20 protein-coding genes are annotated in these 25067 nt (G+C 46.4%); 4 read left to right on the top strand and 16 right to left on the bottom strand.

Going from position 1 to position 25067, the window contains the following annotated elements; genetic code table 11:
- Window positions 1-91 precede the first annotated feature (91 nt).
- Genes larAH10 through ispE form a run of 4 tightly spaced genes read right to left on the bottom strand, consistent with a single transcriptional unit; the run spans window position 92 to window position 3215 of the window.
- On the bottom strand, window positions 92-1387 hold the full coding sequence (gene larAH10 / locus AB840_RS04630) for an NPN-dependent 2-hydroxyacid racemase, LarAH10 family (protein ID WP_048513671.1): 1296 nt from the start codon (window positions 1385-1387) through the stop codon (window positions 92-94).
- A 40-nt stretch (window positions 1388-1427) separates the two neighbouring features.
- Window positions 1428-1586: a hypothetical protein gene (locus AB840_RS17050; protein WP_159445799.1), complete on the bottom strand. Its 159-nt coding sequence runs from the start codon at window positions 1584-1586 to the stop codon at window positions 1428-1430.
- Between the two features lie 20 nt (window positions 1587-1606).
- Window positions 1607-2347, bottom strand: a complete 741-nt coding sequence (locus AB840_RS04625; RefSeq protein WP_048513670.1) for a GntR family transcriptional regulator — start codon at window positions 2345-2347, stop codon at window positions 1607-1609.
- A complete protein-coding gene (gene ispE / locus AB840_RS04620; RefSeq protein ID WP_048513669.1) occupies window positions 2334-3215 on the bottom strand; it encodes a 4-(cytidine 5'-diphospho)-2-C-methyl-D-erythritol kinase in 882 nt (293 codons plus the stop codon). Before ispE ends, AB840_RS04625 begins: the two co-directional genes overlap by 14 nt.
- A 220-nt stretch (window positions 3216-3435) precedes the next feature.
- On the opposite strand from ispE, the gene AB840_RS04615 reads away from it, so the two are divergent.
- The 3 genes from AB840_RS04615 to AB840_RS04605 all read left to right on the top strand — a co-directional run bounded on the left by AB840_RS04615 (window position 3436) and on the right by AB840_RS04605 (window position 8038).
- Entirely contained in the window at window positions 3436-4371 is a 936-nt protein-coding gene (locus AB840_RS04615; RefSeq protein ID WP_048513668.1) for a YitT family protein, read from the top strand.
- Window positions 4372-4835: 464 nt separating this feature from the next.
- Window positions 4836-6740, top strand: a complete 1905-nt coding sequence (locus AB840_RS18460; RefSeq protein WP_074502828.1) for an acyl-CoA dehydrogenase family protein — start codon at window positions 4836-4838, stop codon at window positions 6738-6740.
- 92 nt (window positions 6741-6832) lie between these two features.
- A complete protein-coding gene (locus AB840_RS04605; protein ID WP_048513667.1) occupies window positions 6833-8038 on the top strand; it encodes an FprA family A-type flavoprotein in 1206 nt (401 codons plus the stop codon).
- A 138-nt stretch (window positions 8039-8176) separates the two neighbouring features.
- On the opposite strand, the gene AB840_RS04600 is transcribed toward AB840_RS04605, so the two are convergent.
- The 11 genes from AB840_RS04600 to AB840_RS04550 all read right to left on the bottom strand — a co-directional run bounded on the left by AB840_RS04600 (window position 8177) and on the right by AB840_RS04550 (window position 19260).
- Window positions 8177-9295, bottom strand: coding sequence for a DUF362 domain-containing protein (locus AB840_RS04600; RefSeq protein ID WP_048513666.1), 1119 nt, complete (start codon window positions 9293-9295; stop codon window positions 8177-8179).
- Between the two features lie 58 nt (window positions 9296-9353).
- Window positions 9354-9782 (bottom strand): PPC domain-containing DNA-binding protein, encoded by a 429-nt coding sequence (locus AB840_RS04595; protein ID WP_048513665.1) that lies wholly within the window; start codon window positions 9780-9782, stop codon window positions 9354-9356.
- Window positions 9783-10016: 234 nt separating this feature from the next.
- A complete protein-coding gene (locus AB840_RS04590) occupies window positions 10017-10793 on the bottom strand; it encodes an IclR family transcriptional regulator (protein WP_048513664.1) in 777 nt (258 codons plus the stop codon).
- A gap of 368 nt (window positions 10794-11161) precedes the next feature.
- Window positions 11162-11809 (bottom strand): phosphate signaling complex protein PhoU, encoded by a 648-nt coding sequence (gene phoU / locus AB840_RS04585; RefSeq protein WP_048513663.1) that lies wholly within the window; start codon window positions 11807-11809, stop codon window positions 11162-11164.
- A gap of 15 nt (window positions 11810-11824) precedes the next feature.
- Complete coding sequence (gene pstB / locus AB840_RS04580; protein ID WP_078791717.1) at window positions 11825-12682, bottom strand: phosphate ABC transporter ATP-binding protein PstB; 858 nt, start codon at window positions 12680-12682, stop codon at window positions 11825-11827.
- Window positions 12682-13560: a phosphate ABC transporter permease PstA gene (gene pstA / locus AB840_RS04575; RefSeq protein WP_048513662.1), complete on the bottom strand. Its 879-nt coding sequence runs from the start codon at window positions 13558-13560 to the stop codon at window positions 12682-12684. Before pstA ends, pstB begins: the two co-directional genes overlap by 1 nt.
- Window position 13561: 1 nt before the next feature.
- Window positions 13562-14482 carry a phosphate ABC transporter permease subunit PstC gene (pstC, locus tag AB840_RS04570; RefSeq protein ID WP_048513661.1) on the bottom strand — a complete coding sequence of 307 codons (921 nt, stop codon included), beginning with the start codon at window positions 14480-14482 and terminating at the stop codon, window positions 13562-13564.
- Window positions 14483-14515: 33 nt separating this feature from the next.
- Window positions 14516-15406 (bottom strand): phosphate ABC transporter substrate-binding protein, encoded by an 891-nt coding sequence (locus tag AB840_RS04565; protein WP_048513660.1) that lies wholly within the window; start codon window positions 15404-15406, stop codon window positions 14516-14518.
- A 298-nt stretch (window positions 15407-15704) separates the two neighbouring features.
- A complete protein-coding gene (locus tag AB840_RS04560; protein WP_201775873.1) occupies window positions 15705-17357 on the bottom strand; it encodes a M20/M25/M40 family metallo-hydrolase in 1653 nt (550 codons plus the stop codon).
- A 16-nt stretch (window positions 17358-17373) separates the two neighbouring features.
- Entirely contained in the window at window positions 17374-18219 is an 846-nt protein-coding gene (locus AB840_RS04555) for a transporter substrate-binding domain-containing protein (RefSeq protein ID WP_048513659.1), read from the bottom strand.
- A gap of 168 nt (window positions 18220-18387) precedes the next feature.
- Entirely contained in the window at window positions 18388-19260 is an 873-nt protein-coding gene (locus AB840_RS04550; protein WP_048513658.1) for a DMT family transporter, read from the bottom strand.
- Window positions 19261-19401: 141 nt separating this feature from the next.
- Here AB840_RS04550 and AB840_RS04545 point away from each other — a divergent pair, with 141 nt between their 5' ends.
- Complete coding sequence (locus tag AB840_RS04545) at window positions 19402-20268, top strand: LysR family transcriptional regulator (protein WP_048513657.1); 867 nt, start codon at window positions 19402-19404, stop codon at window positions 20266-20268.
- Window positions 20269-20463: 195 nt separating this feature from the next.
- On the opposite strand, the gene AB840_RS04540 is transcribed toward AB840_RS04545, so the two are convergent.
- A partial coding sequence (locus AB840_RS04540; protein ID WP_048513656.1) for a TonB-dependent receptor plug domain-containing protein occupies window positions 20464-25067 on the bottom strand: 4604 nt, incomplete at its 5' end.

Genomic DNA, 25067 nt, shown 5'->3' with positions numbered 1-25067 from the left:
ATCATTTTATGATATGCATTTTATTTATACAAAAAGTAAAACGTATAACCTATGGTTATACGTTTTATCGGTGTTCATATTATATATTCTTTTATTTTAAAACAGGAAATGTAGCCGCAGCATGACTCATGATCGTAACTTTATAATGTATTCTGCCTTCCTGTTCAAGCACCTGTTTCGCCATATCCCACGCTTCCTGAAGTGTAGCTGCCGGAATTTGACCGCTTTGACGGATAATATCAAAATTTTCCGGCCGCGTAACGATATACACGTGTTTCATGGACTGGATAATGCATCGTGTTTTAAACGCCACAAAAGCCGGAATAGAAAAATCGGCACGCAAATCCGCCTCAAAAGAGGCCATATCACTGCGAAAAAACCAATCTGTAAAAATAGCCGGCTCTTTAATATCCGGACAATCCAGAGTAAAAATCATCAGGCCGCCGGGTTTGGTGGCAAATACAGCATTCATATGCGCCTTGGTACTCTGATATAGATTCATATCCTTAGGATAGCCGCCAGCTGATCCAATTGTGACGTCTGCCGCCTCCTGAATCGGCACACTGGCAATGCGCAGCAAATCCTCGCATCCTTTTTTCCATGCATCATACCAATGTCCGCCAACAACCTCATACAAATCACCATCGGCCGTAAATACCGTATTGATGAGAAACACCGGTTGCAGCAAAGCTGCCGCTTCCTTCATATCCCCATGGAGCGGATTATCCTCGAGAAGGCTCGTTTCACACTGCGGATTACAGCCCCCGCCGACGAAGTCCGTAAGCGCCAGGGCATGATTACGCATAATCGTTTCATATCCGGCAATACCGGGCAGCACCGCTTTGCGGCCGCCGCCAAACCCCGCCATTGGATGAAATGAAACCGCACCCGTCAAAATCACTTTATCCGCTTTTACGGCTTCCGCATTAAGATATACGTCATTTCCATAGCTTGTTGTCCCCGCGAAGGCGAGCGTATTGCTGCGGCTGTCATGATTGACGATGCGTAGGCGCCGTGCCATATCCGGTCCGCATACGACAGCATCCTCTGATGGCGTATGCGCCCTGTGTGTTCCCTGCGCGGTAATGACTGTAATCTGGGCATCCGCCACGCCGATGCCATTGAGTTCTTCTACAATAACAGGCAACATCTGTGCCGTATGGACCAAACGGGTAATATCACTGACAATAATTGCCACCGTATCGGTCGGCCGGATAACCTCACGCAGCGGAGCACTGCCTACCGGATGCCGCAGCGCCTGCCGCACCGCTTCCCCTTCATCGGTCACGGCGGCTGCGGCATTGCCGTGCAGGTCATATAAGACATGCTCTTCTTGTATGTGTACCCGTTGTATCCCTTTTCCGCAGGGAAGCGAAAATGTTTTCATCCCATACCCCTCTCCATACCATCTCAGCCGGCCTGACTATCTAAAACAAATTCCATCGGCCCATATACAATGCCACAAGCGATCGTATAAACAAGATCATAAATAAAATATACGTTAAAACAAACAGGAAGTTTTCAAAATCATCCATCTGCTTGGCTCGATGGCGAAAATCGGCAATAAAATGCGTCACCACATTCATACTATCCCTTCTTTACTCGTTTAACTGTCCGTTCTCTTATGTGGAAATAATTCATGTATCCGGCGTGCTGATTCTTCATCCTTACTAATCCCCTTCAGCAAGGTTTTTTCCGAGTTTTCCATATGTTTTTTAGCTACCTTGCGTGCCATGGCACTGTTATGATCGGCAATATTTTCCACCATCTGCCGATGTTCCTCCCAGGTTGCCGCCAGACGTCCCGGATAGTGCATGGAAATAGAACGAAACCGCAGCATCTGTTCCCTCAGGTTATGCAGAATATCGACCAAGCGCTGATTGCGGCTGGCATGATACAGCGCATCATGAAAACGAACATCGGCATCGACAATTTTATCAAAATCATCATTTTCCATATATTCATTGATTTCAACCAGTATCCGTTCCAAATATTCCAATTCATCCGGTGTAATCCGTTCAGCAGCAAGCCCTGCCGCTAACTCCTCCAACGCACTGCGGATTTCAAAAACCTGCGCGATATCTTTTAAAGAAATATCAGCTACATACGTTCCGCGACGCGGCACCATGACAATAAAGCCTTCCAGTTCCAATTTGCGGATAGCCTCACGGATCGGCGTACGGCTGACTCCCAGTTCTTCCGCCAGTTGAATCTCCATCAGCCGTTCTCCCGGCTTCAGTACGCCGTCCTTAATGGCCTGACGCAACGCCTCGCTGACGACCTCCCGCAAGGGTTTATATGCGTCCAGTTTAATTGGTTCCAGCTTATGCTGTCTATTCGTTTTCATTGTGATTGTCATCACCCCTGACAAGTGTACTTATATACGTATCCATATGACGGGCCTCCGCAGTAATCTGACGGAATACTCTCTCTCCATCCATATGCGGCGGAACAAGCGCAAAAGTCGTCGGTCCGCTGCCAGCCATAAGCGGCTTCAGACCATATTTTTGCAGCAACATGCGGCATTCCTGAATAAGCGGTACATCAGCTACGATCAATTCCTCAAAGGTATTTCCCATACCGCGGACCAGTTCTGTGAAATACTGCGTCCGCACGGCCTGCTCCACCCCATCGACATCAACGTGTTCCCGGCAGCGCTGCGAATCAAACAAAGCATATGCCTCTTTAGTATATACAGAAGCATGGGGATGTACAATAATGACCAGCCATTCAGGAAGGGACGGCAGTGGTTTGAGGACATCTCCAATTCCCATTCCCCGCGCAGTTCCGCCAGTAATACAAAACGGCACGTCTGCACCAATATGCCGGCCAATACGACACAGTTCACTGACCGAAAGGCCCAGTCCCCATAGCCTGTTCAGTCCCCGCAGTACGGCTGCACAATCCGTACTTCCCCCTGCCAAGCCGGCGGCAATAGGGATCCGCTTTTCAATATGAATTTTTACAAATTTTTTTTTCACATTTACCGCCCGTGCCCGCAAAGCCGCATAAGCTTTATATGCTAAATTAGACTCATCACAAGCCAGGCTCTTCTCAGAACACGTAATTTCCAGATCATTTGCCTCTTCCACGCGGACAACATCACATAACCCAACAGATTGAAATACTGTATCAATATCATGATATCCGTCTGCCCGCCGGCCTGTAATCTGTAAAGCTAAATTAATCTTGCCATACCCTATTTCTTCTATCATTGCCGTTTTTCCACTCCGGTTGCCAAATGTGCAATTTATATTGAATTAAAATTTTCCTATGTTATAATGAGGAAGCAGCGAAGAAAATATTTGACTCGCTCAATCCGTCCTCAGTGCACATGCAAGAAATGCACAGTTAAATCATTTTACCATAATATTGATTATAACGTTTTTTTATTTATTTTACAATTATTTCTGTATACCAATAGGAGCAGAGATCATGAATCCAACAGAAAAACCATCTCGTAAAAAGCTGGCAACACCGTACATTGCATCTTTTATCGGTAATCTCGTCTCAGCAATCGGCATCAATGCTTTTTTTATTCCTCATCATTTGCTCAGCAGCGGCATCGGCGGCATTGCCATCATGCTTTACTTCACCACCGGCATTCCTGTCGGCGCGGCCGTTTTTATTTTGAATATACCGATCATGATCGCCTGTTACAAATATATGGGCCGCAAATACACCTTCATCAGCCTTATGGGGACGGTCATATTTTCCGTACTGGTCGACGTCACTTCTTTTATGACTACATGGACAATTATCAAGGACCCGATCATTTCCAGTGTTGCCGGCGGCCTTATGTCCGGTCTTGGTTTCGGGCTTCTCTATCGATATAATGTTAATAGCGGCGGCTTAGACGTTGTGGGGGCGATTATCAAAAAGTACTATTCCTTGGAAATGGGCAACGTTGTTATGGGCATTAATACTATCATTCTCGTAGCTGCCGCATATCTATTTTCACTGGAATTAGCCGTTCTTACCTTTGTAGGCACCTATATTGGAACGTTTATTACTAATAAGGTCGTCATCGGTTTAAAACAGCGAAAATCAGTCATTATTATTTCCAACAGGGCAGAGCCTATCGCTCACATTCTTATGCGATATGTAGGGCATGGCGCTACGTACCTGCATGGTCAGGGAGCTTATACCATGCAGGATAAACAAGTCATTTACGCCGTTATTAAATTGACGGAAGTTGCCAAGGTAAAGGAATTGGTCAACAAGCTGGACCCTATGGCTTTTATGATCATCAGTGACGCCTCAGAGGTCGTCGGCCGCGGATTTACCGCTCCACCCGTGAAATATCATTCCTATCCGGGGGATGCTCTCTCCATGCCTCACACAAAAAAAAATATCCCTCCTGAATATTAAAATGCAAAACGGTACCAGACGCAGCAGTGCGCAGGGTACCGTTTTTTTTTATTCTCTCAGCGGATATGGCCCTGCTATACCGGTAGAAAAATAAGTTCATAGAAACTAATCGTTTTTTTAATACATAATTAAGCCATTTTTTTATATTGCTTTATGTCTATTTTCATTTCGAAAATTTTTCTTGATAATATGCCCTTCTAAAATTGATATTTTTAATCCAAAATATTATAATGATACCGTCACATAGAGAATCTCATGTATTCTCTATATGCAACAACAATTGTCTGTCAGCAACATATTGCTATCAAACTTTATTCTGCGCTCCTGCTATATATATTCCATACCAGCCGCTGTCAAACGCGTACTCGTATAGAGCAAAGAAGAAAAGTATTATCATATATATCAATACTGGATATTTTTAATCATAAATATCCCAAATAATATCTCCGAAGGAGGCTGTATGTATGTCATTTAAAACAACTACCGAACATGAAAACTTTCGTGCAAAAATTCGCGAATTTGCCGAAACAGAAGTAAAACCTATCGCGTTTTTATTGGATAAGGAAAGCCGTTTCCCCGATGATGCCGTCAAAAAGATGGGAGAATTGGGACTGATGGGCATCCCCTACCCGAAAAAATACGGCGGCGCCGAACTGGATATCATCAGCTATGCGATTGCCGTAGAAGAACTGTCCCGTGTCGATGGCGGCACCGGAGTTATTCTATCTGCCCATGTGTCCTTAGGCTCCTGGCCTATTTTTGCGTACGGCACAGAAGAACAAAAGAAAAAATATTTGACGCCTCTGGCCCAAGGTCAAAAACTGGCCGCCTTTGGCCTGACTGAACCAGAAGCAGGCAGCGATGCCGGCGGTACAGAAACGACAGCAGTGCTGGAGGGCGATCACTATGTACTGAACGGCAACAAGATTTTTATTACAAATGCAGATAAAGCTGATACATACGTTGTTTTTGCCGTAACAGATCCCATGGCAGGCACACGCGGTATCAGTGCTTTTATCATAGAAAAAGGCTGGAAAGGTTTTACCTTTGGCGACCATTACGATAAGCTTGGTATCCGTTCCTCCTCAACAGCTGAATTGCTTTTCAGCGATGTCCTTGTACCACGTGAAAATTTACTAGGCAAGGAGGGCGAAGGCTTCAAGATCGCCATGTCCACTCTGGACGGCGGACGTATCGGCATTGCCTCTCAGGCTCTGGGTATTGCCCAAGGGGCGTATGAACATGCTCTGGAATATTCAAAAGAACGCATTCAATTCGGCAAACCAATCTGCCAGCAGCAGGGTATCTCCTTTAAACTAGCCGATATGGCAACAAAGCTTCGGGCCGCCCGCCTGCTTATATACAGCGCGGCAGAATTAAAAGAAAATCATGAATCCTACAGTATGGAAGCGGCCATGGCCAAACAATATGCTTCCGACAGCGGTTTGGAAATTGTCAATGACGCGCTGCAGATTTTCGGTGGTACCGGTTACTTAAAAGGTATGGAAGTGGAACGCGCCTATCGCGATGCTAAAATTTGCACGATTTATGAAGGAACAAATGAAATCCAGCGTGTTGTTATTGCTGCCCACATTACAGACAAGCTTTCCAACGAACAGCACGCGCCGATAGCGAAAAAACGCGGCCCGATTACGGGCAACCGCAAAAAAATGATCTTCAACGAAGGCTCCGCCGCAGAACGAACAGACGCCCTGGTAGCGGCACTGAAAGGAGACGGCTACGATTTCACTGTGGGGATTGATATCAATACGCCAATTACTCAGGCAGAACGTGTCGTCAGTGCCGGCAAAGGTATCGGCGAAAAGAAAAACATGAGTCTTATCAAGGAATTGGCAATCCAGTCCGGCGCTGCTATCGGATCCTCCCGTCCCGTCGCCGAAACATTGCAGTATGTTCCATTAGACAGATATGTAGGTATGTCCGGCCAAAAATTCAAAGGAAATTTATATATTGCCTGCGGCATTTCTGGAGCCGGTCAACACCTCAAGGGAATCAAGGATGCGACAACAATTGTCGCTATCAATACGAACCCCGGTGCCCCTATTTTCAAAAACTGCGATTATGGAATTGTCGGCGATTTGATGGAAATCCTGCCGCTTTTATCCAAAGCACTCAATACCGGTGAAGCAAAGAAACCGGCGCCACCTATGGTGAAAATGAAACGTCCCGTCGTGAAAAAGGAACTTCCTCAAGGACTCTATGTCTGCAATGGATGCGGCTATGAATATGATCCGGCGCTGGGCGATCCGGAAAATGACGTCCGCCCCGGTACAAAATTCGATAAACTACCGGAAGAATGGATTTGCCCCGAATGCGGCGAAGATAAGACAAATTTCATCAAGGTATGATACACATACAGCCGTTTCGGCCTGCTCTGATTTCATTCGAAATGACCTGCCGTCCGGCTTTTAGCATCATGACTAAAAAAGGAGGATTTACTATGCATTGTGTTAGAAAAGTGACCGAAGATTTATATTGGGTAGGTGCTAATGATCACCGCCTGGCTTTATTTGAAAATATTCACCCCATTCCCCGCGGCGTATCCTATAATTCTTATTTGCTCCTCGATGAAAAAACAGTACTATTTGATACCGCTGACTGGTCTGTATGCCGGCAATTTTTAGAAAATATAGAGGCTGTGCTGGCAGGCCGCCCTCTTGATTATTTATTAATCAACCACGTGGAACCGGATCATGCCGCATCCATTGAAGAAGTACTGCTGCGGCACCCCGAAACCAAAGTAATCAGCAATGAAAAGGCCTTTATGCTGATGCGTCAATTCGGATTTCCTGTCGACGGCCGGGCAGAAGAAGTCAAGGAAGGAGACACTAAAGCCTTCGGCAAGCATGTCGTCACTTTTGTTGCTGCTCCCATGGTTCACTGGCCGGAAGCGATGGTCACCTTCGATACTACAAACGGAGTGCTCTTCTCTGCCGATGCCTTTGGCTCCTTCGGCGCCCTGGACGGCAAGCTCTTCAATGATGAAGTAAATTTTGACCGGGACTGGATCGACGATGCCCGCCGGTATTATACGAATATTGTCGGAAAATACGGTCCCCATGTACAATTTTTGCTAAAAAAAGCCGCCGGAATTGATATCAAAATGATATGTCCCCTCCATGGGCTCGTATGGCGCAGCGATATCGGCTATTTTCTTGATAAATATGTCAAGTGGAGTACCTACGAGCCAGAAGATCAAGGGGTACTGCTAGTTTACGCCTCCATGTATGGCAACACGGAAAGCGCAGCTTCCCTGCTGGCAGCCAAATTAGTAGAAAAGGGAATTACAAAGGTTTCCATGTATGATGTGTCCAGTACGGATATTTCCTATCTGATCGCAGAGACCTTCCGCCTCAGTCACATTGTTCTGGCAAGCGTCACATACAATCTGGGCATTTATCCAAAAATGCATAATTATCTAATGGATATGAAAGCACTAAATGTGCAGAACCGTACGGTGGCAATTTTGGAAAATGGATCCTGGGCCTGCACCTCCGGCACACTCATGCGTCAGTTTCTGGATGAACAGTTAAAAGGGATCACCGTCCTCGACGATGTCGTTACCTTAAATTCCGCAATGACGCCAGTACAAGAACCTTCGATGGATGAGTTGGTCAACAGTATTGCAGAATCTATGAAGCAATAATGCAGTTGATAGCCTTAGGGTATATCTGCTGTATAATATACTGACACACCTCCATCCCCAACTCAGATATACTTTATTCAACTGCAGCAAAACAGGAGGCTGGCTCATATAGTCAGCCTCCTGTTTTGTGTATCTTCATCAGAATGGAAAAGCGCTCTTACGGCCTATCTCCTGCAGCAGCACATGAAGAATGGTTGTCGCTGCTGGCGGACACCCTGGAACCGAACACCTGAACCCTTGTGTACAGGCACCACAGCCAACGCCATCGCCGGTCTTTCCTTTAAAGCCCTGCCCGATAAAAATCGGCTGCTGTTTAAAATGAACTAATAAATGCTTATCTTGCAGGCGGGCCAGAGCCTGAATGAGATTGGCATAGCAAGCAGAACAAGCCTCTTTTTCCACTATAGCCTGCGACAGTAGCTGTACCTTGCGGGAGTAAAGCGGCCGGACAAGTACGTGATCATGATGGAGTACAATGCGATTGGCATGAATGATATCACAGGAACCTACGCCGAGTTCATGAGCAATTTTTATATATTCGATCTCCTCCGGACTATACCCCATAGCTTCAGCCACATAGGAATCCACCAAAACCGGATCAACTCCCCCGATAATCCGGTTCATGGGAACCGGATTGCCTCCTTCTTCAAAATCAAGATCGCCGCACAAGCCGTCCATCAGTATAAATCCGGATTTCAATACAGTATTCAAATAGGCAATCGGCCTGTGAAGACCCAAAAGATGAAAATGCCTCTTTTCCCTATCTGACATACATCCTTTTAAATTTTTCAATGCCCCCGTAATCTTAGTCTGGCAATGTCCCTTCAGCACAGGCATATTGATAATAAAATCAAGATCCAGCGCGGTTTTACTGATTTCCATCTCCATCGGCCCTGCCTGTACCCTGCAGTATGCGTCATCCTTTGTATCCAGTAACGGTACGCCGTATTTTTCAGCAGCTTCTTCGATACCGCTGACAGAAAAAGCCTTTTTAGTACTATCTCCAACCCATGAACCTTCTAAAATCAAAAGCTGTTTAAATCCATGTTCCCGTAAATACCGCAGCACGGCTTCGACCATCACCGGAGACGTCGTCGCCCCCGAGTTATGCGGCTTAGCAACTACTAAATTCGGCTTGATGCCAATTTTGGCATTGCCATCAGAAATCATAGACGCCAGATCCGCTTTATCTAATACCTGCCGTGTCATTGCGGCTGCATCCGTACCGTACGTCACAATCAGATCCTGTTTTTCCATACTATTCTGCCGTCTCCTTCATACCTGCTAAAAAAATGCTGCACATTTCACTGTATAATCAGTCCTTAAACCGCACTAGATTCAAACCTACAGCTTCACTATATTCACGGTCTATTTCGCCCTCCAACAGGGTAACTACAATTTCAGCAGTCGCACTGATGACCGCTTTATTCAAATGTCCTCCCAGCACCATTCCCCTCGCATCTCCGACACTGATATGAAAATGACTGTAGTAGGTTCTCTTCATGCGATCTATTGTCCCCGTAAGTGAAACGATTTCAAAATTTCCCGTGAACATATTGGAATGATATCGTTTCGTCTCTACATCAAACACCCCTACAATGATATCATTGACCGCACCCAGTCCTTGAATCATAGCAAATGTAATTTGTTCCGCCTCTGCCATTTTTTTCAGTGATGCAACAATTTCATCACCGGCATCCAGACGAACCATATAATGCGCAGTATCTACTTTACTATATTCCATTCCCAATCCCTCCCTCAAAAAAAACACTATGCTGTCTGCTTGTTACATTATATAACCATACGTTGTTTATATCAATATTTGAATATATCATTTCTATATATGAATAATATTTTTATTTAATAGGTTTATTTACTCTATATATAAAACAGAGGATCTTTCCCTGTCCATGGGAACCTGATCCTCTGTCATGTATTTGCAGACCTTGCTTTCTTCTGAAAAAAAGATCCCGTTTTATTAATTAGATTCTCCCAAATTCTGCATCGCCAGGGAGACCCGATTGGCATATTCTAAGAGAATCGGCCGATACCCTAAAATCTGCTCTCTACTGTAGGTAGATACGGGCCCGGAAATACTGATACCACCGATTACACGCCGGCCCAAATCAAACACCGGTGCCGCAATACAATTGCTGCCGTTCGTCCATTCCTCCAGATCCGTTGCATACCCTTGAAGCTTTACCGTTTCAATTTCTTTACGAAATTCCGTTTCATCAGTAATCGTATTCATGGTACATTTAATAACGCCCTTGGCAAATACCCGTTCGATCAACTCCGGTTTCTGATACACAAGTACCTTTCCCAGCGCTGTGCAATACACAGGACGGCGCATTCCCACGTGAAAATACCCATACCGGCAGTATGGCGTTTCCGCTCTTGCGACATATAACACCTCATCGCCCTCCAGTACCGCCAGATTTACGTTGATCCGTTCCTTCAAGGATAATTCCTCTAAATACGGCATACATACCCGCCGTAAGGTAATGGAATTCAGTACAATACTTTCATACCGCAGCAGTCCCAATCCCAACGAATAAATGCTGCCATGCTGCTCCACAAGGCCGAATTGCTTTAATGTACTCAGCATCCTGTATGCGGTTGGCTGGCTGATGCCTGTCATGACACTAATTTCCTTTAAACGTAATCTTGGCTTTTCCATTGAAAACGTATTCAAAAGTTGTACCGCTTTGACGATACTATTATTAGTATTGGCACCTGCAGTATTATTACTCATATTCCACCATTCCTATATTATGATAAACATTCCACTATTTAAAATTTTTCTTTAATTATAAAATATTATGTACCATATTGCAATCCTTATGTATAATTTCTATTTCCAATACAAAATGCATACAACGCATATTTAAATCACACCTGCTCACATTGACAAAAAAATATCAACACGGAAGAAAAATCTGCCGTGTTGATATGTAAAATACATGACTTAGCGTTTTACCTCGATACTATTTACTAATACAATATTCATACAAAGGACTCGCACATGCAGTAATACCAGATAAAAAAATATCTGAAAATATGGCACAAAAAAAAAGAACTGCACGTCTAACCGCGCAGTTCTTTATCTCCAAAAAACTAATGCTATATATTCAATTCATTCTTATCACGATATATAACCCATTCTGCAATATTATTGGCATGATCGGCCATGCGTTCAATATATTTGACAATAAGCACGAAGGAAATGTAATCCCGGGAATGTTCCGGATCACTGGTAATTTCCCTAGAAATTTCTTCCATGAGATGATTAAATGCCATATCTACAATATCATCCTTATCCCGCATCAGTTCTGCCTGCGAGCTTTCCTTTCCCTTATAGAAATCAAGAACGTCGCTGACCATAGAAGACATAACGCCGTACATTTCTTTGAGTCCCTGCGGAATAGGCAGATGATGATTTGCATGTTCCAAATGCATAACATAATGGCTTATATCTGCACAGTGGTCAGCAATTCGTTCCAAATCGGAGAGGATTTTAAGAGTTGCCATCAAACTGCGCCAATCGGCTGCCACCGGACTCTGCATCATACTGATTGTCAGATCCTTGCGCATGCACTCCTTGACCATCACATCAATTTCATCATCGCCCCGGTATACCTCTTCAGCCAGCTTTACATCCATAGTTTCCAGGGCTTTCCAGGTCTTATCGATAGCTTGTTCGATCTTAATGCCCAATGACGTGATCTCCGCATTCAACTCACGCACAGATTTTTCATATGCTTCCAACATACGCACAACCTCCCATTAACCGAACCGACCCGTAATATACTCTTCTGTTTTCGGATTGGACGGGTTCGTAAACATTTCAATAGTATCATTAAATTCAAGCAATTCCCCTAAGAGAAAGAAGGCCGTCTTGTCAGAAATGCGGCGTGCCTGCTGCATGCTGTGCGTTACGATGACGATAGTATATTTTTCTTTCAGTTCCAATGCCAAATCTTCGATTTTCTGTGTAGAAATCGGATCCAGAGCCGATGTAGGTTCATCCATCAAAATCACAGACGGACGGGCCGCCAGCGTGCGAGCAATACACAGACGCTGCTGCTGTCCGCCGGATAAGCCCAGCGCGCTCTGATGCAGACGATCCTTCATTTCGTCCCAGCACGCAGCCTGCCTAAGACTCTGTTCCACGATTTCTTCCAATTCTTTTTTATTGGAAATTCCCTGAATACGGGGACCATAGGCTACATTTTCAAAAACGCTTTTGGGAAATGGCGTCGGCTGCTGAAATACCATGCCCACACGATACCGCAGTGCCAGAGAATCCACCTCTTTGAAAATATCTTTGCCTTCAAACAGAATCTGCCCGGTCACATGGCAGCCTTCAATCCAATCATTCATCCGGTTCAGCGTTTTAATAAACGTAGATTTGCCGCAGCCCGACGGCCCAATCAGTGCCGTAATTTGATTTTTCTGAATCTTCATGGAAATATCTTTCAACGCCTGCGTCTGATCATAGTACAAATCCAGTCCGTTCACATCAAACGTATATTCCACAGGATCTGCCTTAGCGATATCATGTTCCCGTACAGCTGTCTTTTCCTGTTCTTTTTTAGCCGCAGCCGCACCATATCCGGATAAGGTCGTCGTCAATTCTGCCATTATCTGTTTCCTCCCATCTTTTTGTCAATCCGCCAACTCAGATATCGTGCTGCCAAGCTGAACGAAACGACGAGAACCATCAAAATTGCCGAAGAAGCTCCTGCGGCCTGAAATGCATCCGGCTGCAATGCTTCTGTACGCAAAGCCCAAATATGCAGCGCCAATGTTTCCCCTGGGCGGAACGGATTGAGCGGGCACGAGGAGGATGTAATATCCCAGTTATTCCAATCAATATCCGTAGACATCCCGGCCGTAAACATAAGAGCCGCCGCTTCCCCAAAGCCACGACCGGCAGCCATGATAAGACCCGTCATTATGCGAGGAAAACACGCTGGCAGCAGGACGCGCCAGATAGTCTGCCAATGCGATGCGCCTAACCCAAGGCTGCCCTGACGATAGCTGTCAGGCAAATTGCGCAGCGCATCTTCGGTTACCGACGTTACCAATGGCAAGGTCAAAATGGATACAGCCAGCGAACCGGCGAAAAGATTCCATTGCGAGCCCGTCATAACGATGAAAGCCAGATACCCGAACAGCCCTACAACGATAGATGGCAGTGAAGCCAGTGTCTCAACGGCCATGCGGACCCATTTTGTAACGCGGCCCTGCTTGGCATATTCAGCCAGAAATATCCCAGCCGGCACACCCGTAATCGTACTGGCAATGAGAGCCAGAAGAACCAGATATAACGTATTGAAAAACATATTCCCCAACCCTGTCGGAGAAAAAGACAGCATGGACATGGTCATATGTCCAAATCCCTGTATAATGACAAAACCGACAAACCCAATCAGAAGGACTACGGCAAAAGCAGCTCCGGCGCAAAACAGGCCAGTCATGATATTGTCAGCCCTTTTTTTCTGCTGAACGCTATTCATTTTAAGCCTTTCCTTTCAAATTCGTCGCTGAATTCAATTGATGAATCAGGAAAATAAATAAGAACGAGAGAACAAACAATAGCAGCGCCATAGTCCACAAGGCAGCGCTGTATTCACCGCCCTCCATGGCACCGCCCATATCTGCCGAAATAGCCGTGGTCAGTGTACTGGCGGGCAGAAACAGTGACGTAGGAAATTCCTTCATCTGACCGATAACCATCGCAACGGCCAAAGCTTCGCCCAAGGCCCTGGCAAGCCCTAAAATAATACCCGTAAAAATACCGCCCTTAGCAGCCGGCAGTACAACGTGAGCAATGGTTTCCCACCGCGTTGCCCCTAATCCATAGGATGCCTCCCGCCATTGTTTCGGTACGGCATTCATCGCATCGGCAGCCATGGTCGTGATAGTCGGAAAGATCATAACAGCCAATACAATACCTGCTGCCAATACGGAAAAACCAAAAGGCATAGGAAAAAACAAACGCAAAAATGGAATGAGTACTGTCATGCCGATCCAGCCGTAGACAACGGAAGGTATCCCTGTAAATAATTCAATAGCCGGCTGAATCAGGCGGCGCGTCCGCGGCTTGGCTATTTCCGTCATGAAAATAGCTGTTGCAATGCTGAGCGGCAGCGTGATCAGCAGTGCCAGGGCACAGGTGACCAGCGAACCGGATATATATATACCAGCGCCCACTGAGCCGCCGCCTTCTGCCGTATCACTCGGGTCCCATTGTCCGGAAAAGAGAAATTCTCCCAAACTATGACCAAACAAGGTAAAGGTATCTATACCTTTGATTAAAAGAAAGCCCCCAATGAGAAACGGCACCAGTGCCATACCGATGCCGCATACTGTAATGAAAAATCGGGCTGCTTTCTCGTTCCGGTGGGCTTTTAAAACCGCCGTTTCGATAGCATTCATTACATTTCCTCCCAGTTTAATTAGCCGCGCCGATTAATGAACTTCTTTCGTCTGCATCTTACTGCCTATGCCATAGCCCAGTTCTTCAATCCGTTTGCCATATTCATCGGACAAAATGTAGTCAATGAAAGCCTTAACAGCTGCTTTCGGTTCTTTGCTTGTATAGATGTGTTCATAACCCCATACAGAATATTTACCGCTGTACGTATTTTCCAGTGTCGGTTCTACGCCGTCAATGGACAAGGCCACAACGCTCTTATCGTTTACCAGATACGGAAGTGCCACATAGCCGATGGCGCCAGGATTTTGTGCTACGCTCTGCACAAGAATGCCGGAATTATCTGTTTCGAGGGATTTATTGCTGGCTTCTTCAGCATCATTGATGGCATACTGTTTAAAGAGAGCACGTGTACCGGAAGTTTTAGGACGGGTGACAAGGACAATCGGTTCATCCGGACCGCCGACATCTTTCCAGTTTGTGATTTTAGCAGTGAAAATATCCTGCAGCTGCTGGCGAGTTACGCTTTTTACTTTATCACCAATATCTTTATTTACAATGGCAGCGACCGTCATAACGGCTACCTTATGATCCTGCAGCTTATCCGCCTTGGCTTTATCCAGTTTTGTTTCAGCCGGAACATCGGAGTTGCCCATGTCGACAGAGCCGTCAGAAACCTGTTTCAAACCAGTGCCGGAACCGCCTGCGTTGAGGCTGATGGATACGTCTTTATTTTTTTCTTTAAATTTTTCTGCCGCATCCTTGACAAGTGGCAGCAAAGCCGAAGAGCCAGAACCGGTAATGCTGCCGGAAACAGCCGCCGTTTTCGCAGCACCTGCATCACTCTTCTGTTCGCTTCCACAGCCTGCCGCACCCAAAACCATCATGGCAGCTAAGGCTACAAGAATAACTTTTTTCAATTTCATTATAAATCCTCTCCTTTGTGATATAGAATCTATGCGTGATCCCTAATACATTCTTATCCTAACAAGGACGTGTAAGGTTCCTGTGTAAGAAATGTAAAGTTTTGTAAAATATGTTACCATTTCTTTAACAATGCTGCTTTTATACACGGATTCTGCCATATTCAATGCCATAATTTTCTGTTTTACCATCATTACGTTATTTCACCGCGCGCAAAAAAACAGCGCACTGTCAGAAAATACATTTCTGCCGTGCACTGTCTCATTATCTGCTGTTTTTTTTTCTTCAATGGCCGTTCGCTTACGCCAAATACGTATAAATAGTTTTAAGGATAAGTTCCGGTAAAATGCCAAAGCTATATGGCATATACAACCGTTCCGTGCGCTTATGCGCATCCTTGCCATAGCAGCCGTAATTGATACCTGGGATAGACAACTGCCGTATCATATCCATAGGCAACGGAAAAAGCTGTTCATGCACAGGAAAATTATGAGTCAAAGCAGCGACGGAAGCCGGACTATCATCGATTTTCAAATAGCTGCTGTCACTCAAGCTTGGGAAAAAGTGAAGCACCTCAAAGGTTTCTCCCGTCTGCGCTGACATATCCCCGGCAATACGCTCCAGTCCCTTCATAAGCAGCGCTTCATCCGGCTTGTCCCTATGCAGCGTATTATGAGGCAAATAAGGCGGCGCAATAAACAATACGACTGCCGGGCCGCTCAGCTGCAGCTGGCGGCACAACTCTTGCACGGCAGCCAGCGCAATATCCCGCGCATCATCATGGTTCTCTCGTCCCCGAACCGCCAATTCCGCCAGATTTTGTTCTATATGTACTAATTCCCGTTCTGCCGCCAACGCCATCAATTCCTCAAAAAGATATACCTTGCCCTCAAACGCAGGCGGTTTGTACGGTATACCTGCCGCCTGCGAATACGTCTGAAGCTGTTCCTGCTGGCAGGCTATCATATCATCGAGAATATGCTGCGACAGGTCCCGCAGACGATGCAAGATATCCGCCGTCTCACCGTCTTCAATCATATAGCTGAAATAGGCAAAAGCCTCCCTGGCCGTCTGTACATTATACCACGGCTTCAAATCCCGCAGCTTCAGCGCTACAGGAGGCAGCGCCAGCTCGCCGTCGTACGCATCGCACAAATCCGCATTCAAATCAATCGCCTGAACGATACGCGATGCCAAATTAACCGCGTTGACACCTTCATAGCACTGTCCGACATGGGTCTCCTTTCCCAATACATACATACAGGGTAGTATTTTTCCCATCGTGCCTGTATAAATATAGCGTTTGCTGTCCCCGGCATACAAGGGGCATATATAATCATTATTGACAGCAAACAAATATTGCAGCCCTTCTTTTTCCTGAAATTGTTTCAATATCTCCAGACCCGTAATCATGCCGGTATGATGATTTTCCTCCACCGGATTAAACATGAACAATATATTGCCGTCCAGTTCCTCCGGGTGCGCGCTGAGATGTTTGAGCAAAACCAGAAACACCGCATCGCCGCTCTTCATATCCGATGCGCCGCGGCCAAATAAATACTCTCCCGATTCCAAATCCCGCCGTACCTCCTCTGTCTGGGGAAGCTTTTTCATTTCTTCGGCCAGACGGTCGCAATCAAAGGCAAACTCCTTCAGCGTACCCAGATCCTCAACGCCAACCGTATCCATATGTCCATGAAAAATGAGCGTATTTTTGCTGTTTCCTTTAGTTCCCCGCAGCAGAGCAAACACATTTTTCCGGCCCAGCTGATCTTTCGGAAGCGCCTGGGTAAATACATCCTGCCGATGCCGCTGAAAATACGGCATACCGGACACATACCCGTATATAAAATCGGCAATGGCCGCTTCACCTGACGAACCGTTGATACTGGGAATAGCAACCAGCTTTTTAGTTAATTCTTTCATTTCTTCAAACATGACAGCCTTCAACATGCGTTTCACTACTCCCTTACTGCTTGGCCAATCCTACAGCCAGCTTGTCGCTTTCATCCAGAAATTTATCCATATCTCCATTGGCCTTTTCCTCTTTAATGACTTCATTCAATACAGCCAGCAAATCTTCATTTCCTTTATTTACACAAATCGCCGATTCTTTCTTGTCTTTTTGGAAAGTAATATCCAGCATCATCAAATTACTATTCATCATCAAATACTGCTGTGCCACCACATCCTCGGCAATGACACCGGCCACCTTGCCCTGGGTCAGTTCGAGAACGGCATCCGGTACATATGCCAGCGACGCCACCTTGCTGTCAGGCATTTCCGTCTGTGCCACATTTTCCTGCGTCGATGATTTCTGCACGCCGATGGTCTGCCCTTTGAAATCTGCAATAGTTTTATATGTATCAGCATCGGCTTTCCGGATAATCATCCGATTATGAGAAACAAGGTACACGTCGGAAAAATCAAAGGTCTTGCGGCGTTCGTCCGTCGGATTGATGCCGCCGATAGCCAGATCCACCTTATTGGAAGACAGTGAAGACAGCAACGCCTGGAAAACCATATCCTGAACCTTCAATTTGACTCCCAGCTTATCGGCCACCTTCTGTGCCAGCATAATATCCAATCCGGCGTATACCTTGCCGGGCTTTGATGTATCCAAAAAAATATACGGTGGATACCCTGTCGCCGTGCCGATGACCAATTCGCCTCTGGACTTGATCGTATCCACGAGCTTTGGCTTATCCTGCGATGTGCTTTTGACAGAATCAGATGATGACCCGCAGCCGGCTGCCAGCATAGTCAGAACAGCTGCACACGCACACAGGATCAGCTTACATTTACGATGTATCATATAAATCCCTCCGAATCATAATAAAAAATGCAAAAAGAGACAATAAAATCTATATCAGACTTCATTGTCTCTTCGTATGCTAACCTTATTATGCCATGAAATACAACGCAAATCTTGTAAAAAACCATCATCATGCACAAAATATATTGTTTTATTCTGCTGCCGGTATTACAGACTATACGAAAGTTGCCGCCGGTTCCTCCACTCACACCATACGGCACCGCCGATAATCAAAAAAGCTCCCAGCCACTGCAGCGCTCCCATAGTCTCGTGAAGCAGCAGGCCGGACAACAAAATAGCTGCCAGCGGTTCCAAATATCCGCAGATGGAAATGGTCTGCACAGATAAGGTACGCATGGAAGAAAAATACAAATAATAACATATGCCCGTATTTAAAATCCCCAGCCATATTACAGGAACCACATCCGATTCTGAAAAAGAAATATGTAACCCTTGTTTTATACTGGCATACCCAATCAGAACGATACAGACCGTCACAAGCTGAACCACTACGCACTCCAGTCCGTGTATATGGCGAATCAGCTTATTAAGCAGTACCATGCCGGCAAAAAACAACGCCGCTGCCAGGCCGCAGGCCAGACCCGGCAGATTCAAACCGCTGACAGCCGCCTGCCCGCCGATAAGTACCACTCCCGCCATAGCCGCTGTGAGAGTCCCCACTTTAGCCTTCGTCAGACGCTCATGCAGCACTACAGGAGATAATAAAACAACAATCGCCGGACCGCAGTAATTCAGAACGGCCCCCACACTGACACCGATCAGATCATAGGCTTCAAATAAAAACACCCAGTTTCCCGCCATGGCGGCTCCGGACAATACCAAATAAAACAAATCCCGCGGATGGTGAAATACGGTTACCCTATTTTTCATACATAAAAAGACTGCTGCTAACGAAATAGCACCTATCAAGGCCCGCAGCAATACAATATGCAAACTGGGTACATGTATATACGCTGCAATAATGCCATTCGATCCAAAAATAAACAATGACAAAAGGTACTTCCACAATGCCTGCTCCATGTCCTATCCCTCCCAGTCAATTCATGCATATATCTTGTGTGCTCACTGGCCTTAGTGTATCATGATCTATAGCATGATAAAAGCAAATATTTATCATCTAAAGCATAACAAAGTCAGATGTAAAAGGAGGTTGTATTTGGTATGGATATGAATATCCAAAAATATGTGGCCTTTGTAAAAGCAGTGGAGTACGGCAGCTTCACCAAAGCCGCCGAAGCATTATCCTACTCACAATCCGGTATCAGCCGCATGATACGCGATCTGGAGGATGAATGGCACATCGCCCTGCTGGAACGGGATCGCAGCGGTATTCGCCTCACTTCAGACGGGGTTCGTCTCCTTCCCTATGCGGCCAGGGTCTGTCAGGAATTCCAAAAGCTGCAAGCTCAGGTGGATCAGTTGAAAGGGCTGGAAGCAGGCCTTATTCGCATCGGTACCATTTCCAGCGTCGCAACTCATTGGCTTCCCAACGTCATCAAAGCCTTCCACAAGGATTATCCCCATATGGATTATGAGCTGAAGCTCGGAGATTACGATGAAATCGAAGAATGGATCAGTAAAGGCCAGGTAGACTGCGGCTTTATTCGCTTGCCAGCCAGAAAGCCATTGGATACGGTCTTTCTGGAAGAAGATCCTTTTCTGACCGTCCTGCCGGAAAATCACCCCCTGACAGATTACGATGCGGTACCCATTCATGCCCTGGAAAACTGGCCCTTTCTCCTGCTGAAAAAGACGTGTCAAGGTGATGTATCAGATCTCTTTGAACAATACAGCATTACGCCGGACATTCACTTTACCACCTGGGACGACTACGCCATCATGTCCATGGTAGAAAGCGGACTCGGTATCAGCATTCTTCCCAAACTTATTCTCAAACGGATTCCTTATCACATTGTCCTGCGCAAACTTGATGTGCCGGCCTCCCGCAATATCGGCCTGGCCCTGCGGGATAAAAGAAACGCCCCCTTGTCTGTACAACGTTTTATCAGCTATGTATCGTACCGATGATCTTTAGGTTATCAGATACATTGCGGCCTGCTCCTATACCGTATATAACAAAAAAGACCGGTTCCCCAGTCTTTTTTGCCGAAACAAGGATGACGCTTCACATATACCGAAAAAGATACCCGGAAGCCGCGTGGGAGTTGTTCCATTCATGGAACTTGCCATAACAAAGGGATTCCGTCATATGAGTTGCCGCACTCAAAAACGATATGTCATTTGGATTCTCGTGTAGTCTCCCAGACTGAAGTTTTCGCTGCCATACAGCGTGTCGCGCTTACCAATGCCCTTGGCGTCGAAGGTGTAGAAGGCTTCCAGGAGGATGTCTTTGGCCGGGACGTAGCCGCCGCCTACGGTGAAGCTCTTGATGCCGTCGAGATAGCGGTCGGGCACGCCTTCCGTGCCGTTGCCGCCGAAGAAGGAGCCGTGCTGGAAATATTTGTAGTCGGCGAAGGCATTCCAGCTGCCGGGCCTATCCGTATCGGACTTGCCGATGTCGACACGGGCCACCCAGAAGTGGGGCGTACCGCCAGCGGCTCGGCCGCCAAAGTCAAAGGTGGAGTTGCCCGCTTCGTGATTTTCGTAGATCGTATGACCGTTCATATAGCGGGCAAAGTCGGTGCGGTTCTGGCCGTAGTCCAGGGAGACCGTAGCTTTGTCGCCGACATGCCACTGGGCGCCAACGCCGAAGACGTTGGCCAGCTGATCAAAGGAGGCGATGTCATTCGTATCACCGTGAGCCGCTGCGAAACTATGCTTGTCATCGCCGGTGGAGCGCAGGTACCAGGCCATGACGCCGAAGTCCGGCGAGAAGGAATGCTTCGCCTGGATGTAGGCGGCCCGTTCGATGGCCGGGATCGTGTCTTTTTGCAATTCTGTACCGGAAACTTTGATGATTGCCCCAATAACATCACCTAACGGGCCTCGCGGCAATGAAGACTTGTCATCGTTCGTGTGTACTCCCCAACAAAGAACACGAAAAACCGTATTAGTTATTCCATTAACTACTACTTTATTATCGCCATCTTCCCCACCTGCCCCAATATTTGCGCTATCATAATTTCTCTCGTAAAATGCCTCATAGGCTCCATCTGCCTTTAAAGCTTTATTAGCAGCCTTTTTAACACCGTCTTCTTCTTCCGATGTAATATCACGTTGCTGATTCGTTTTTATCAAGTCCCTATAGTATTGAACATATCCATCTATCATGGTTTGCTGATTAGAATCCCACCATTGTCTGGGATTTAACAGCAAATCTTTTACCTCTGACGGCCTTATCCTAGTTGCCAGATTACCACTACCAGCATATTGGACAGTTGATCCGAAAATATCAATATTCGTTGCCCCAGCCGTAGTTTCATACAACTTATTTCCATATGCCCTATATGCCAGATCATACATTCGACTTATAATTGCGGCCCGTTCCTCCACTGTTTTGGCATTTTTCAATTGCTGATAGAATAAGACATTATTGTTATCGGTAGTTACATTTTCTACTTCTCCCGCCGGTTTAGAAAGCATATTTAAATTTAATCCTATAAACTCATATGCTGTAGGCGCCCGATAAAACTCTTTATAGATAGAATGAGTATATGCACTGTCCGTAATCCCTGTACTGGAACTGAAATCACCGTAGCCCAGGCGAACCTGGTTCTTGCCGCTGGTCCAGACAGCCCGTCCACCGTCGTACTCCTTGCCAAACCAGTACCCTGTGACGCCCATAGCTTCCGTAAGACGGCCAATGGAGAAGTCCCACTTATCAGCATGCTGAGTCACATCGACAATATCGAGACGCTGATGGTTCAGGCCTTTGGCGTCACTGACGTCGTGCTTCGTATCGACGCCGCTCATGCCGGAAGCGCTTCCCAGAACGGTGATATTCGTATTGTCGCCAATGCGGGCGTCAAATCCCAGGCGCAGGCGCTGTTCAAAGCCGTGGCCCTTTTGATCGAGCATATTTTTCGCCGCATCGCCTACATGGGTCGTTGCTGTAACCGTAGCGCTTGGCTTGTCACTGCCGCCATGGACGTTCCAGCGGGCCTGATAGTCGCCGATCAGTTCCACGCCGGACTTCTTGTCCACGTCAAAAGGCGCCGTAATAAAGGCATCGCGCGGTACTCTCGGTTCTGCAGCCGCACTTCCTGCAACGATCTTCCCATTTGCACGTACAACCGCTTTGCCATCTTTGCCTGCAACACCCGTTCCTTGCCCTTCTGCAACGGCATTCGTTACAACCGTCTTTTTCTTTTCATCTTTCTTATGTCCATCGTAGCCGAATTTCATGTTGAAGCCCATTTTGTAGACCCGTTCCTGCAGGGCCCGGTCATAGTCACGATGATTGAAGAGATTGTCGACGCCGAAATAGACGAGGGAATCCTTGTCCAGCTTCTTCTGGACCATGACGTTCCAAATGCCGAAGGTCTTCTTTTGATAGGTCTGCTTGCCTCCTTCGGCAAAATTATATTCGATAATAGAGGAGTTTCCTGTCGGATCACTGGGATCAGAGTAGGAGATCAGGTAATTGCCATTCCCAGCTACGGAATTGCTGTCCAGCATGTTAATGTAGTAATCTCCCCAGAGAGAACCGCTCCAGCCGCTTTTGACATTGTCATAGGAGATGCCGATATCGATCTTGTGCTGGGGCTTGTCCAGGAGCTGACGGGGCATGTCGGGATCGCTTTTATTCACGGCATGGAGCCAGGCATAGCCTAGTTTTCCTTTCCAATGGCTGCCGAATTTCTGTTCTACCGAAGCCTGAAAGCCTGTAATTTCCGCTTTGCCAATATTCTTGAAGCTGTAAATCATATCTGGAGGATTTAAAAATTTCCAAGATCCCTGCATATTATTTTCATTAAATTCCGGATGAAAATCTATTAAGTTACCTGTAAAATAGGTAGTCATATAATCTCTGATTCGATTGTAAAATAGTCCAGCCCGGGCATAGGTATTGGCATTTTCCCCTTCCACAGACAAATCGATATTGACGGATTTTTCCGGTTTCAGGTCGGGATTGCCGATCCAGTACCAGCCCAGCCGGCCTGTCCCCAACCCTGCCGCACTGCCGCTGTACATTTCCCAGTTATAATAGAGTTCGCCCATGCCCGGCTCGGTGTAACCTGTTCCAAAATTCGCTTTCAGGCGGCGGTGGCTGTTGCCGCCCAGGTTATGGGTCATGCCCATATTGGCTGTCACCGTAGAACCAAAGAGGCTGCTGTGATCGAGACGGATAATGGGAGCCAAAACAGTGTCTTTATTGACCTGCCACGTATCCTGTAAAAAAAAGCTTTGCTTGCGTATACTGGCCCTTCCAACTGTTTGCTTATTTTGCAAAAATTTATAGACTTCCTGAAACTGTTTTCCATTTAAATTTAACGCACTAAAGAAAGAAACTCCATTTTGATAATACGCAGCTATTGCTTGTGGCAGCCAATTGACATTAGTCACTAACAAATTTCCTTTATTTGACGGATCATTAACTAGTTGCTGGTATAATTTTTGGGCACTTTTCTGGATTTCTACTGGCATAGACGCATAGGCTCTATCAGCATCTCCCATTGTAGTTATCTTACCAAAATATTTCAAATATTTATCATACGTAAAATCTGGTTTTTGAGAGTTTTCATTTTTTCCATCATATCCATAATATTCATAGTCATAGTCCCATTGCGGGATACCATTTTCATTAGTAGTATACTGATAATCATGAACTGATGAACCAGGCTGTCCCGTCTTCTGGTCAATACTCAGGCTCTTGTCATAGTTCCAGGGATCGATAGCTTGTTGAGCCGTATCAGGTGCACCTTTCAGACGGCTCCCTTCGCCCTTTTCATAGGTATAAGTCACGCCGTAGGTGAGCAGGTGCCGGTCATTGACCTGCGTGTTCGCACTGGCCTTGAAGTCGTATTGGCGATGGTCGATGTCGTCGACGTAATTCAGGGTATTCTTGCCTTCGTAAATGGATTTTTGATAATCACTGGTCAGGGCAATATCATCTTCATTCATGCGGGCATAGTTCAGCTCTACATTCCAGTCCGTACTGCCTTGATTATTCCCCTTCCACGACAGACCATAGGTATTGCGGTCTGCTGTACGTTTAAATTGTTGATATGGCTCCATCCACATATTGGTATGCTTCGTATCTTTTTTCAGGTCTTCCTTGTAGTGATTGGCATTAAAAGATATCGTGTTATGATCGTTCACGTCATATTCCGCGGCCAGGCCTACGTTAGAGATAGTACCGTAATAACGCAGAGAATTTTTATAATTGCCTAGGTCCGTCGTCATGATACTGGGCGGCAGCAGAGTCATGCCGCTGTTATCATAAATAGGCAATACATCCCTCTTACTGCCAAATATAGTCGCCCGGACCTTGCCCATCTGGCCGGAATCGGCGCGGAGAAAGACGTTCTGATAGGGAAAGACGTCGCTGTCTCCCTTGACGCGGCGGCCTTCTACGTTGACCTCCATGCCGGCGGTTTTCGCGGGCTTGCGGGTAATGATGTTGATGACGCCGCCAATGGCGTCGGAGCCGTATTTCGCCGAGGCAGCACCCTGGATGATCTCGATGCGCTCGACGTTTTCCGTGCCCTGACGCAGGAGCTCGTCCCCGGCACCGTAGTATTTGGCAAAGTCCCCCATGACGGCTTGTCCGTCCACAAGGATCAGGGTGTGACGCGGTTCGGCGCCGCGAATGGACACGCCAACACGGCCCATCGCGTCTACGGTCCGCGATACGCCTGTTTCACTGAATATGACATCCTCTACGGATTTAGCTTGCTTCTTGACGATATCCTCCCGGGTAATGA

The organism is Megasphaera cerevisiae DSM 20462, from assembly GCF_001045675.1.
In the GTDB taxonomy this organism is placed as follows: domain Bacteria; phylum Bacillota; class Negativicutes; order Veillonellales; family Megasphaeraceae; genus Megasphaera; species Megasphaera cerevisiae.
Note: the sequence above shows the minus strand (reverse complement) of the source record. Positions and strands in the feature narration are given on the sequence as shown.

What these genes read in the sequence shown, in the direction of transcription:
- larAH10 (WP_048513671.1), bottom strand. Translation starts at nt 1,387, where the DNA reads ATGAAAACATTTTCGCTTCCCTGCGGAAAAGGGATACAACGGGTACAC.
- AB840_RS17050 (WP_159445799.1), bottom strand. Translation starts at nt 1,586, where the DNA reads ATGAATGTGGTGACGCATTTTATTGCCGATTTTCGCCATCGAGCCAAG.
- AB840_RS04625 (WP_048513670.1), bottom strand. Translation starts at nt 2,347, where the DNA reads ATGAAAACGAATAGACAGCATAAGCTGGAACCAATTAAACTGGACGCA.
- ispE (WP_048513669.1), bottom strand. Translation starts at nt 3,215, where the DNA reads ATGATAGAAGAAATAGGGTATGGCAAGATTAATTTAGCTTTACAGATT.
- AB840_RS04615 (WP_048513668.1), top strand. Translation starts at nt 3,436, where the DNA reads ATGAATCCAACAGAAAAACCATCTCGTAAAAAGCTGGCAACACCGTAC.
- AB840_RS18460 (WP_074502828.1), top strand. Translation starts at nt 4,836, where the DNA reads ATGTCATTTAAAACAACTACCGAACATGAAAACTTTCGTGCAAAAATT.
- AB840_RS04605 (WP_048513667.1), top strand. Translation starts at nt 6,833, where the DNA reads ATGCATTGTGTTAGAAAAGTGACCGAAGATTTATATTGGGTAGGTGCT.
- AB840_RS04600 (WP_048513666.1), bottom strand. Translation starts at nt 9,295, where the DNA reads ATGGAAAAACAGGATCTGATTGTGACGTACGGTACGGATGCAGCCGCA.
- AB840_RS04595 (WP_048513665.1), bottom strand. Translation starts at nt 9,782, where the DNA reads ATGGAATATAGTAAAGTAGATACTGCGCATTATATGGTTCGTCTGGAT.
- AB840_RS04590 (WP_048513664.1), bottom strand. Translation starts at nt 10,793, where the DNA reads ATGAGTAATAATACTGCAGGTGCCAATACTAATAATAGTATCGTCAAA.
- phoU (WP_048513663.1), bottom strand. Translation starts at nt 11,809, where the DNA reads ATGTTGGAAGCATATGAAAAATCTGTGCGTGAGTTGAATGCGGAGATC.
- pstB (WP_078791717.1), bottom strand. Translation starts at nt 12,682, where the DNA reads ATGGCAGAATTGACGACGACCTTATCCGGATATGGTGCGGCTGCGGCT.
- pstA (WP_048513662.1), bottom strand. Translation starts at nt 13,560, where the DNA reads ATGAATAGCGTTCAGCAGAAAAAAAGGGCTGACAATATCATGACTGGC.
- pstC (WP_048513661.1), bottom strand. Translation starts at nt 14,482, where the DNA reads ATGAATGCTATCGAAACGGCGGTTTTAAAAGCCCACCGGAACGAGAAA.
- AB840_RS04565 (WP_048513660.1), bottom strand. Translation starts at nt 15,406, where the DNA reads ATGAAATTGAAAAAAGTTATTCTTGTAGCCTTAGCTGCCATGATGGTT.
- AB840_RS04560 (WP_201775873.1), bottom strand. Translation starts at nt 17,357, where the DNA reads ATGTTGAAGGCTGTCATGTTTGAAGAAATGAAAGAATTAACTAAAAAG.
- AB840_RS04555 (WP_048513659.1), bottom strand. Translation starts at nt 18,219, where the DNA reads ATGATACATCGTAAATGTAAGCTGATCCTGTGTGCGTGTGCAGCTGTT.
- AB840_RS04550 (WP_048513658.1), bottom strand. Translation starts at nt 19,260, where the DNA reads ATGGAGCAGGCATTGTGGAAGTACCTTTTGTCATTGTTTATTTTTGGA.
- AB840_RS04545 (WP_048513657.1), top strand. Translation starts at nt 19,402, where the DNA reads ATGGATATGAATATCCAAAAATATGTGGCCTTTGTAAAAGCAGTGGAG.